7 protein-coding genes are annotated in these 11,872 nt (G+C 67.5%); all 7 read right to left on the reverse strand.

What is annotated here, in order from left to right; all coding sequences use genetic code 11:
- Positions 1 to 124 precede the first annotated feature (124 nt).
- Positions 125 to 862, reverse strand: coding sequence for a GH25 family lysozyme (locus tag BMZ16_RS10075; RefSeq protein ID WP_255366553.1), 738 nt, complete (start codon positions 860 to 862; stop codon positions 125 to 127).
- A gap of 514 nt (positions 863 to 1,376) precedes the next feature.
- Entirely contained in the window at positions 1,377 to 2,630 is a 1,254-nt protein-coding gene (locus tag BMZ16_RS10080; RefSeq protein WP_089800122.1) for a hypothetical protein, read from the reverse strand.
- Positions 2,631 to 3,208: 578 nt separating this feature from the next.
- A complete protein-coding gene (locus BMZ16_RS10085; RefSeq protein ID WP_089800124.1) occupies positions 3,209 to 4,060 on the reverse strand; it encodes an Ntn hydrolase family protein in 852 nt (283 codons plus the stop codon).
- Between the two features lie 327 nt (positions 4,061 to 4,387).
- Entirely contained in the window at positions 4,388 to 4,822 is a 435-nt protein-coding gene (locus BMZ16_RS10090) for a hypothetical protein (protein ID WP_089800126.1), read from the reverse strand.
- Positions 4,819 to 8,352, reverse strand: coding sequence for a type I restriction endonuclease subunit R (locus tag BMZ16_RS10095; RefSeq protein ID WP_089800989.1), 3,534 nt, complete (start codon positions 8,350 to 8,352; stop codon positions 4,819 to 4,821). Before BMZ16_RS10095 ends, BMZ16_RS10090 begins: the two co-directional genes overlap by 4 nt.
- Positions 8,352 to 9,584, reverse strand: a complete 1,233-nt coding sequence (locus BMZ16_RS10100; RefSeq protein ID WP_089800128.1) for a restriction endonuclease subunit S — start codon at positions 9,582 to 9,584, stop codon at positions 8,352 to 8,354. The genes BMZ16_RS10095 and BMZ16_RS10100 overlap by 1 nt, the downstream gene beginning before the upstream one ends.
- Positions 9,581 to 11,551: a type I restriction-modification system subunit M gene (locus BMZ16_RS10105; RefSeq protein WP_089800130.1), complete on the reverse strand. Its 1,971-nt coding sequence runs from the start codon at positions 11,549 to 11,551 to the stop codon at positions 9,581 to 9,583. The genes BMZ16_RS10100 and BMZ16_RS10105 overlap by 4 nt, the downstream gene beginning before the upstream one ends.
- Positions 11,552 to 11,872 lie beyond the last annotated feature (321 nt).

Below are 11,872 nucleotides of genomic sequence, written 5' to 3' on the forward strand. Positions count from 1 at the left end.
AGGAGGGCGGTGCTCACGTACGACGACGCCGGGCTCGTGCTCGACCACCCGGGCATCGCGGTCGGCTTCGTCCAGGGCGAGCGGGAGGCGGACCGGCCCGCTTCGTGACCTGGCTCCGCCTGGCCTACCGCAGGGCGCGCAGGTCGTCGAGGTCGCCGTCGAAGACGTTCATGTCGATGAAGGACTCCTCGCCGTCGTACCCGTCGAGGCGGTCCCGGTTCGAGTACTGCCAGAAGGTCCACGCCCGGTCGTCCGACAGGGTGGGCGGCACGGCCACCGACCGGATCCAGATGGGCGTGCCCGGGTAGTGGCCGGCGACGTACCGGTCGTACGCGCTGCCGGTCGCGTAGATGATCGGCTCGATGCCGTGCTCGCGCAGGGTCGCGATGAGCGCGGTCAGCTCGGGGCGGACCTGCGACGCGTCCGGGGGGTCGGCGAAAAACGTGCCGTAGTACTCGACGTCGATCGCGACGGGCAGCAGGTCCTCCTCGTCCGGCACCGTCGCGAGCACGTGCTCCGCCTGCGCCTCGCCGCTGCTCTCGAAGCTGAAGAAGTGGTACGCACCGACCAGCAGCCCGGCCTCACGCGCCCCGCGCAGGTTCGCCTCGAACTCCCGGTCGACGAACGACGAGCCCTCGGTGGCCTTCACGTACGCGAAGTCGACGTCCTGCCGGGCGATCGCCGGCCAGTCGATGGTCCCCTGCCACGCCGAGACGTCGACCCCCCGCACGTCGTAGCGCGCTGCGAACAGACGGTTCGGCCACACCAGGCCGCGTTCGACGAGCGCGGCCCCGAGCGCGAGGACGACGACCGTCCCCGTCAGGGCGATCAGCAGGACGCGGACGCGACGGCGGCTCGGCACCGCGCCAGTCTGGCGTCGTCGCGCGTCCTGCGCGCGCCACGTCCACCTGGCCGGCGGCGGACGCTGAGTGCCACCGGCTGGTCGCCGAAGCACGCAACGCACCGGTCATCGCGGCTCGTCGGGACCGAGAGGTTCGCGCGCGGCAGACGGCACTTCACCGCGGGCTCCTGCCATCTGGTGACCCACATCGGGCCACCGGTGTAGGAACTCATTGAACTTGTCCGGAACTTGACGCTCTGACCTGCGTGCGGACAACTAGGTGAGACAGCGGCCGTCTCACCTAGTTGTCCGAATCTTCAGCCCGGGCAACGTGAAGGCGCGCGGCGACCCGCTGACTGCGGAGACGTCCGACCGATCCGAGTACGCGCGCGGCACTCGCGCCGACTGCTCGGGCTGACCCCGACCCGCGCAGCCGTAGGAGGCCGGCTCCGCCTTTGCGTGCCTCGGGCCGCGCCAGCCCATGTCCGGATGATCTGCGCATGACGAGATCCGACGAGCTCGTCACAACGCCCAGTCACGCGTGCCATATGCCGAGCGGAGAGATGCTCTTCGCCAGTGCTTCACCGCCGACGGACAGCGGGCCGTTCCAGGCCAGTTCGGTGACGTCGATGCCGGCGTCCGTGGCTACCGCCTCGACGAGCGTCCGGCCGACTCCGCGCCGGCGCCACAAGGCGGCCGTGAAAATCACGTTGATGACCGGCCGTTCGCGGATCGAACTCTGGGGCTGTGGAGCAGCGTCGAACGCCTGCCATCGGACTGCGATCTCATCGAAGACCGAGACGAAGCCGACGACCCGACCGCCGTCGTTCAGCAGGTAGGCGCGCGCGTTCCTGTCGGACGGCTCGCCGTCGCCCACGGCGAATGAGGCGGAGTCATAGTGGTTCTCGCGTCGGGGAAGGACTGCGCTGGCGTAGGCAAGCCTTCGCCACGCTGGTGGAGACGTTCCGGTCACGAGCGCTACCTGACCGGCTGGCCAGAACACGTTGCGGGGTACTGGAAGCCCGATCGACCAGTTCAGGTGAGCGCGCCGGTGCTGCAGCTGCTCGAACTCCGCCGGCGCGCGAGCTGTACCGCACGGGCACTCCTGGACTGGCTCTGGTTTCGACGCGGTTGCGATGGCGACCACAGGAGTCGGCTCGCGCCATGATGCGGGCTCCCGGTCGACCTCAGGGCGAACGGGATCGTCCTCGGACCACTCGTGCTGCTCGTAAGGCGCAGGGTCGGTGTACGACTTGAACTGGTCGGGGAACTCGCGGAGAAGCTCGCGACGAGACCGTGGCATCGTCGGCCGGACCCACACCGCACCAGGCAATGCTCGTCCGTTGAGCCGCAGACCCCGGGCGTTCGCTTGGGCGCGCAGGTACTTCACGAACGCGGTCGGCGACGTCCAGAAGTCAATGCCCTGCCGCAGTTCCCGCTCCCCGGGAGCCAGCCAAGCATCGAGTGGCACGGCCATCTGGGACGTCAACGCCCCGATGCCGGTCAAGTCGCCCTCGAGCTCGGCGGCGCGCAGAGCCTTCGCGGCTTGGTCTGCAAGCTCGAACGGAACGAAGAGCGTGACAAAGCTGGAGCCCGCTCCGTAGAGGAAGTCGCCCGCGTACCCGTGGACCCACAGGTAGCCGCAAGCAGCGTTCACGCAGCGCTTCGCCGCTGCTGCGAACTCCGGTGCCAGCTCCGCGTCCTCGCGCCCCTCGGCGGCGGCGCGGTAGGCGTAGTCGTCTCGGTCGAGTGTCACTGTGGCGAACTTCCGCCCCAGCTCGACCTTCACTGTGCGACCCCCATGAGCACCGAGGGGATCGACTGCGAAGACGCGGGTCACGATTGGTCTCTATAGGTCACGGAGCAAGCGTGCCGCAGCCAGGATCCCGCGTCACGCGCCCACGACCAGCCGCATCGGGATGCCGGACAGGTCGGCCGCCACGGGGCGTGTGGGAAGTCGAGCGAGCTGTCCGGATTCCCACGCCGTGGCCTGTGGCCTGTCCGAGTTTCAGCGGCGGAGTGTCGACGTCATCTGCGCGGGTACGGCGGGTACGTCCGAGCGCATAGATCTCATGGAGCGGACGCCGGGCCGTCTGCTGGCGACCTTGGCGCGCACCGGGGGCGACGGCGCTGAAGCGCTGGCGCAGCGGCGAGGTAGTCCCTCCACTGCCGCGTTGGACGTTGGTCAGCCAGCCTTCTTGGGCTCCTTGAGGCGGAGCGGCTTGCTCGGAGCGGGCAGCTTCCGTGCGGCTGTGAGGGTGCCGGACTGTGAGCGGGGCGCGTCCGTCGCGGTCCACGCAGCACCACGACGACCGGCCCGGTAGACGTTCTGTGACCGGCTCGCGTTGGCGTTCGTGTCCTCTGAGGTCACGTCATCTCCATCGGCGGGTTGAGTAGCGGACTGAAGTAGTGCTTCCGCGAGACCCAGCGGAAGCCCTCGTGCTTCGTGATGCTAGCTACCTCGATCGGTCCCCCCACGGTAGGACTACCAGGTGAGAACCGCACGAACTGGATGGTCATGTGGACCAGGAAGTCCGCGAGGTCGATGGCGTCCTGGATCGGCATCGCGTCGGCGACGAACGGGATCGCGACCTGCTGCTTGATGATCTCGTTGAAGAGCGGAGCATCCGTGGCCGGGACCCCGAGGTTGACCAGTGCCTGGGGCAGGGCCTGGCTGACCCCTAGCAGAAGGCGGGTGATCGCCTCTGGTTGACCGTGCCAGGTTGCACCCGCCCCGCCCGCGAGCACGGGGACCACGGCCGGGGCGTCCGCGAAGTTGATCTCGTACAGCTCCGGCTCGTCGGCACCGGCTGAGTATCCACCGATCAGGATGCCGAGGTCGCCCAGCGAAGAGCCGTCTGGCTCGCCGAGCGCGGCGAACTTCTCGTCCTGAAGGAACTCACGCGCTCGTTCCGCGACGTCCGCCATCTGGTACGTCCGAAGATCGAGTCGCCAGTCGAGATGGGCGTCGTCGCCCCCCATGAACCGGACCCGAAGGTCCTTCGTGAGGGTCGCGATGGAGGACGGACCGATGCTGCCGCGACCCCAGGTCATCGCCCCGACGGGGAGGCCCTTATGAAGGTTGAAGATCTTGTTCGCGTTGTTGTAGATGTTCAGGACCTGGGTGGTGCCGTCGGCCCCATCCGCGCTCAGTGTCGTCGCGCTGTCGGCGGCAAGCACGAAGCCATCGTTCACCTTGACCGCGACGGCGATGGTCATGGTGGCATCGTGGCAGACCAGAGAGCCCGATGTGCCCGTTTCCTGAAGACACGCCGCCCTCCCGGATGAACCCGACTGACCCGGGAGTGCGCAGCCGTAGTCCCACAGCCCGCCAGATCCTCAGCTGTGGATGACGTGGAGCGTGGGCGACGCAGCGCCGCAGTCGGGCGAGGGTGCCGACGCGACACGTCGCCTCCGCCCTCTCTTGCGAGCAGACCGCCTCTCCTGTGCTCGCCCGACTTCATCAGGCTTCATCAGTGCCGTCCTGGTAGACCCTGAGATGTCTTGATGGTCAATGGCCCGGTGCCGCCGCTGTCCATCCAGAGTTCACGCCGTCGGCCACTGGCGCGGCCGCGACAGCGCTGCCTCGTGGAGACGGGATCGGACGGCACGTAGCGACGGCTTCATCTCGAGATGGCGGTAGTCGATGTACGTGTGCCCGGTGGGCAGCGCGTCGTCGCCCGCCGAGTCGTCGACTGCGCGCGTCCCGGCCTCTGCGATCTCCGAGACGGTGACGCCCCAACTGCCCGCGGTCTGTCCACCGCGGCTTAGGCGCTCCTCGTAGGCAAGCTGGGCGCTGGCCTTCGTTGACCGCGCGCCGGAGATCTTTCCGTTGTCGCCGGTCGATTCGCAGAACATCTGGACCGACGGGACCCCGCCGTCGAGGTAGCCGGGGTGGCACTGGCGCCAGTAGAACTCGTCGTCCTGGTCGAGCTCGATCTCGTGCGCCTCGAGAGGCGCGTAGGGGCGTGGCTCGTTCACGACTTCCCACCCAGCAGCTCGGCGACGACGCGCGCGGTGGCGTAAGGCTCGGACTGTCGGACTGTGTCCTCGGTGCCGTCGGGGTGGAGCACGAAGATCTCCTGGACGTGGTCGACAAGTGTGACCTCGACCCGCGGGCTTGGTCCGTGCCATTCGAGCTGTACGCCGCCCGTCGGTGTCGGATAGATCCGCGGCAGGACGACGTGGAACTCGCTGAGCGCTGCGAGGAGTGCGCGAGCGGCGTGGAGAGATGCGCGGCCGATCGGGGCGCCTTCGCCGTCCAGCCATCCCGCAGGCAGCGCCTCAAGTTCGGCCAGTCGCGCGGACCACGGGGGTGCCGCGGCGGGTGTACCACTGGTCGGAAGCGCGCTCACCACTGCTGCGTGGAGCATCGCGCCGATCTCGGCGATGACCCGCTGGGAGTCGGCGTGCCCTGAGGCGATGTAGTCGGCTATGGCGTTGTGGGAGTGCTGGTTGGCGAACACGGCATCGACGACAGCGTCGGACAGGTCCGGCGACTCGAGGAACTGCACGCGGGAGTTGACCCGTGCCTGCTCGACGAGCGCCTCGTTCTCGAGGAGCACGGCCCCGAGGGTGTCGACGAACCCTTCGACCTGGCTGCGGGAGAACTCGGCGCCGAACAGGTCGTTGAGCCGGTCGATGACAGCCTGGAACGCGACCAGCACCGGGTCGGGTGCCTTGCCCGATCCGGCCGCGACGACCCCGCGCAGGCCGGCTCCACTGCCGAGCCCGATGTCCTGCGTCTCGCCGGCCGTGTGCTTGATCTTCTTGAGCACGACGTCGGAGACGTCGATCTCGGCGGTCACCGTCGTCGGGCGGATGTACCGCTCGAGCAGCCGGAGGAAGATCGCGCGCTTCTCGAGCTGGGTGTCGGCGTAGTCGACGACCTGGCTCATGAAGTCGTAGAGCCGCACGAACGTGCCGACGTCCTTGCGGAACTGATCGAGCGCCTCGATCTCGGCGGTGTCGTCGCGCCGGACTGCGTCGGTGTAGCGCTTGGCGAACTCGTCACGCGCTGGCTTGATCGTCGCTGCGAGTGCGTTGTTGCCGGCCCGCCCGACCCACGCGGCAACGCAGGCATCGACCTGCGCCTCGGTGAACACAGCGCCCTGGTCGAGCTTGGCGGAGATGTCATGGACGACGTTCGGGTCGGTCGTCGTCTCGAGCCGGGCGTCGGTGTAGTACGGCTCGAAGGACTTGCGGATCTCCTCCGGGTCGTTGACGAAGTCCAGGACGAACGTTACGTCCTTGCGCACCCCCGACGGGGTCCGGTACGTGCGGTTGAGCCTCGACAGGGTCTGCACGGCCAGGACACCCGACAGGCGCTTGTCGACGTACATCGCGGTGAGCAGGGGCTGGTCGAACCCGGTCTGGAACTTGTTGGCGACGAGCAACACCTTGTACTCGGGGCCGGAGAACGCTGAGGCGATCTGTGAGCCGACCTTGGTCGGGTTCATCGAGGACTCGGTGAACTGCCCCGGCCCGGTCTCGGTGTCCTCGACGGAGCCGGAGAACGCGACGAGGGTGCCGAGGCCGGTGTACCCGCGCTTGGCGATGTAGGCGTCGATCTGCGTCTTGTACCGGACGGCGGCCTTGCGGGAGTCGGTGACGACCATCGCCTTGGCGTGCCCGTCGAGGAGGTGGGCGACGTTCTCGCGGAAGTGCTCGACGATGATGGCGCACTTCTGGCTGATGTTCGTGGGGTGCAGCTTCACCCACCGCATCAGGCCCTTCGTCGCCGCGGCCTTGTCGACGAGCATGTCCTCGACCGCCTGCTCGACGGGGCTGTCGTACTCCTCGTCAGGCTGCGAGCCCTGGGCCGCGACGTTGCGGGCGATCTGGAAGGCCGTGTCGTAGGTCTGGTACCCGCGCAGCACGTCGAGGATGAACTCCTCTTCGATGGCCTGCTTCATCGTGTACGTGTGGAACGGCCGCGGGATGCCGTCGGCGTCGGGCGTGCCGAACAGCTCGAGGGTCTTGGCCTTCGGGGTGGCGGTGAACGCAAAGAACGACACGTTCGGGGTCGTCGCCCGGGCAGTCATCTCGGCTGCGAGCTCGTCCTCGACGGAGACCTCTCCGCCGTCGTCGAGGTCGGCGCGCTCGGTGGCGGACAGGATCGTGCGGATCTTCCCCGCGGTGGCGCCCGACTGCGACGAGTGCGCCTCGTCTGCGATGACGGCAAAGGTGCGACCGGCGAGGCCCTTGTTCTCCGCGATGGCCTCCATCGCGAACGGGAAGGTCTGCAGCGTGACGACGACGATCAGCTTGCCGCCGGTGAGTGCCTGCGCGAGCGCCTGGGACTTCGACCCAGACTTGCGGGCCTCGACCTCGTCGACCGTCGTGATGATGCCTTCACCGCTGGACGTGCCGGTGTCGGCGGAGTCGATCTGACGCACAGCGACCTGCAGCTGGTCGTCGAGCACGGTGCGGTCGGTGACGACGATCACCGTGTCGAACACCTTGTGGTCGTGCTCGTCGAACAGCCGGGCCAGCCGGTGCGCCGTCCATGCGATCGAGTTGGTCTTCCCTGAGCCGGCCGAGTGCTGGATCAGGTACTTCTGCCCGGGCCCGTGCTCGCGGGCGTGCGCCACCATCGCGGTGACGGCCTCCCACTGGTGGTAGCGGGGGAACAGCAACGTCGTCGACTTGCTGACCGCGCCGCTGATGGGGTCGCGGGACTGCCGCGTCTCGACGTGGCAGAACTTGCCCAGGATCGTGAGCCACGCGTCGCGCTCGAGGACTTTCTCCCACAGGTACGACGTTGCTGAACCGCGCGGGTTCGGGGCGTTGCCCTTGCCGCCATGTCCGTCGCCGGCGTTGAACGGCAGGAAGTGAGTCTTGTCTCCGGCGAGGCGCGTGGTCATCCACACCTCCTCGTTCGACACCGCGAAGTGCACGAGCGCGCGGTTGCCGAAGCCGAGCAGCGGCTGCACGTGCCCGCCGGGGTCCTTGGGGAGGCGAGCCTTCTTGTACTGGTCGATCGCCTCAGCGACGGACTGTGTGAAGTCGGTCTTGAGCTCAAGCGTTGCGACGGGAAGCCCGTTGACGAACAGCACCAGGTCGAGCGAGCGGTTGTCCTTCGTCGAGAAGTGCACCTGCCGCATGACCCGCACGCGGACCTTGGCGTAGTCCGCCAGTGTCGTCGGGTTCAGCGAGGTCGCCGGCTTGAACTGGCACATCCGGAACGACGACGACACGTGCTTGAACCCGCGCCGCAGCACGTTCAGCGTGCCCCCGCCCTGTTCCGGCGGGGTGTCGAGCACCTTGCACAAGCGGTCAAGCAACGCGCTCGTCGCGGCTGGCTCCTGCGACGTGCCGACCTTCACCGACCTGGCGAACTCCTCCGGCTGAGTGTCCTGCAGCCAGCCGAGCACGTCGCCCGGGATGATCGCCCGCTCCCGGTCGTACTCCGCACCCGGCTCGTGATCCGTCGGCGAGTACAGCCAACCGTGCGCCGCCAGGTGCGCGCACAGCTCGGACTCGAATGGCTTCTCGTTGTAGTCCGCCATCACGCCACCCCCTGCGTTGCCCGGCCCGTGGTGCGCACGTCGATCTGGCCGGCGACCGTTGCCGTGATCAGTGCGGTGCGCCGTTCTTTGGCGAGGGCGATGTGGCGATCTGCTCGTTCGATCAGGAGGTCGATAGTCGCCAGCCGATCATCGAGGTACGTAACGATCTGCCGCTGCTCATCCCGCGGCGGCCTGGCCCAGGGTGCTGCAGCGAGTTCCTCTCGGTTGATCTTCGGCATCTTGACGCGCGCCGACATCACGGAGACGTAATTGTGAAAGGGAGTCGCGCGCATCCAGTGCGCAATGAACCGGTGATCGCTTCCCTTGCGGCTTGAGAGCGGATACATGTCAGCGCTGCAAAGGCAGTCCTCGACGGCGATCGCGATCTTGTTCAGCGCCGGCCGGATCTTGGAGAACAGAATCTGCCCGCTGGTGGCGAGGTACTTGCCGCTGTCGGCGCCCTGCTCGGCGGCTGACTCTCGACCAAGGATGCGACCTGTTCCGCCTTCGATGTGGTTGGGCGCCACCAGGGTCATGGCCGCCCACGGGTCGGCGCTTGGGTCAACCTGGCCTTCGTTCACCGCAATCTCCCGGCCGAAGCGGTCTTGCGACCACCCCTCGGGGATCTGCGGTAGGAACGGGTTGCGGGTCTCCACGAGCGAAGCGCCGTTGAGACCGCGTGTCACGGCCCTGGTGACGACAGCCGAGCGGCGTTCGCGGAGGGTGGTGATTAGTTGGGTCTGCTTGGCGATCAGCGTGTCGATCCGCGACGTCTGCTCGTCCAGGAAGTCCGCAATCGCCCTCTGTTCCTCGATATCCGGCGCAGGGATCGCGATGTGAGCGACCTGCCATGAAGACAGATGCTTGACGGTCGTGGCGTACGTCAGGTCGTTGATGACCTTGAGGTGACGTGGGAGTGCGTACGCAAGGAAGCGTGGATCGCAGTCTGCTCTGCTTCGTAGTGCGCACAGTCGTTGATTGAGTGCGGCGGTCCCTCGGCGCCACAGTTGTACGTTGAAGTCGCCGTCCATCCCAACAACGACGTCGTCGTTGCGGAGGAGCGCGCCGCCAGGAGCCGTCGCCACGGGGATGTAAGTCTCGAACTCGTCGGCGAGCAGGTCGCGGATTCGCACTAGAGGCATCTCTTCGGTCGACGAGAAGGTCGCCGCGTCGAACGGGAACCCGTTGAAGAGAGAAGCAAGGTCGCCGACGCGGCGCGTGCGCCAGGTCACGCCTCCACCTCTCGCAGCAACTCGAGGATCTCACCCACCAGAACGTCGAGATCGCGGTCGATCTCCTCAAGCGGTCGCGGAGGCACGTACCTGTAGAAGTGCCGTGTGAACGGGATCTCGTAGCCGACCTTGGTCTTGGTGCGGTCGACCCAGGCGTCGGGCACGTGCGGTAGCACCTCGGTCTCCATGTAGGCGTCGATCACGGCCTGCTCGGTGCCGTCGGCGTCGGCCGTCTTGGGGGTCCCGTTCCAGCCGAAGGGGATGTTCTCGGTGTCGCGCAGCTTGGGGTCGGGCTCGGGGTTGCCCTTGGCGTCGCGGATCTCGTCGGCGGTCTCGTCGCGCTCGCCGATCGTGAGCCACAGCGTGCGGCGCTGCGGTGTGGTGAGCGCGACGCCGTTCGAGCCGAGGTGCTTGCCGAGGTCCTTCATGAACGCGTCACGGTTGAGGTACACCGACTCGCCGAAGGTGGCGAGCGCGTCCGCCAGCCGGTCGCGGTCGACGGCCTTGAGCTTCGGCTCGTCGCGCACGAGCGCGACCCGCTCGGGCGTGCAGGCGAACCGCAGGCGCAGGGGCCGTTCGACGGTGATGGTCCAGTAGCCGAAGTCCTGCGTGTCGAAGATCTTCGACGTCTCGCCGGTCTCGAACGCCGCGTAGTCGGCGAGGATCGCCTTGCGATCGACGTCGCTGATCTCGACGCGCTTCGAGCCGAGCGACTTCCGCATCTTGCTAGACCGCCCCGATCCGTCGATGAGTTGCACCTTGCCAGCCCGCTCGGGCGACTTGGTGTTGTCGAGCACCCACACGTACGTCGAGATCCCAGTGTTGTAGAACATGTCGGCCGGCAGCGCGACGATCGCCTCGACCAGATCCTTCTCCAGCAGCCAGCGTCGGATCTCCGACTGTCCCGACCCTGCGCCGCCGTTGAACAGAGGGGACCCGTTCATGACGACTCCGACGCGTCCGCCGCCCTGCGAGGCCGGGCGCATCTTCGACGCGAGGTGCAGCAGGAAGAGCATCTGTCCGTCGCCCACCCCCGGCAGGCCCGGGCCGAAGCGGCCGGCGAACCCGCGCTTGTGCTCGTCCTTGACGGCCTTCTCCGACGCCTTCCAGTCCACGCCGTACGGCGGGTTTGCGAGGCAGTAGTCAAAGGTCTGGCCGGGGAACTGGTCGTCCGACAGGGTGTCCCCGAGCTTGATGTTGTCCGGGTTCTGCCCCTTGGCGAGCAGGTCGGACTTGCAGATTGCGTACGACTGGTCGTTGATCTCCTGCCCGTACAGCGTCAGTCGGGCGTCGGGGTTCTGACCGAGCAGGTGCTCCTCGGCGAGCGAGAGCATGCCGCCGGTCCCAGCTGTGGGGTCATAGACAGTGCGAACGGCGCCCTTCTCGCCGATGGCCTCGTTGTCCTCGGCGAAGATCAGGTCGACGACCAGCCGGACGGCGTCGCGCGGCGTGAAGTGGTCACCGGCCGTGGCGTTCGAGGCCTCGGCGAAACGGCGGATCAGATCCTCGAACAGGTCGCCCATGTCGGAGTTCGAGATGACGTCCGGGTGGAGGTCGACTTTCGTGAACCGCTCGACCACGAGGTAGAGCCGGTCCTTCTCGGCGAGCTTGGCGACGACCTCGTCGAACTTGAACCGATCGAAGACGTCGATCGCCGACGAGAACGAGTGCACGTACTCCACGAGGTTGGCCTGCAGGCCATCGGGGTCCTGCAGGAGGCCGGTCAGCGTGAACTTCGACGTGTTGTAGAACCGCAGGCCGGTCGCCTGGCGGACGAGCGACGCCTGACGCATCTCGGAGTCGACGCCGTCGATCAGGCTCGCGATCTGCTCGCGGTGCGGCTCGAGGATCGCGTCCAGCCGACGCAGGATCGTCATCGGCAGGATGACGGACCCGTACTCGTGCTGCTGATACGGGCCGCGGAGCTGGTCCGCGATCCCCCACACGAAACTGCTGAGCTTGCTCACCGGTAGTGCCCTCAACTCTCCACACGCTGCGCGGCGAGAGGGGCGTGGCCCCGCGGTCGCCGCTGATCCATCGCGAGGCTACCGCCGACTCGAACCGCGAAATGGACGTTCGGCGACTTGCCCCAGTAGTCCGGATCGGAGCGTCGGTTGCCTAGAAGTCCAGGTCCCACGGTTCCCGAGTGGCAGCGGGGGTGAGGAGCGTGTGCCGTACGAGTCCCGCTAGCCGTCCGCGCAACCGGACGACGCGTGGTGCCGTGTCGGTGAGGTCGACGGCATGCCGAAGGGCGTGGTCGACGCCCGGCCCCTCGCTCTCGCGCCGGC

Origin of the sequence: Cellulomonas sp. KH9 (assembly GCF_900114185.1) — a bacterium.
Lineage (GTDB): Bacteria > Actinomycetota > Actinomycetes > Actinomycetales > Cellulomonadaceae > Cellulomonas.

Bases quoted from the DNA above. Each gene is read 5' to 3' on its own strand.
- BMZ16_RS10085 (WP_089800124.1), bottom strand. From the start codon at position 4,060: ATGACCATCGCCGTCGCGGTCAAGGTGAACGATGGCTTCGTGCTTGCC.
- BMZ16_RS10095 (WP_089800989.1), bottom strand. From the start codon at position 8,352: ATGGCGGACTACAACGAGAAGCCATTCGAGTCCGAGCTGTGCGCGCAC.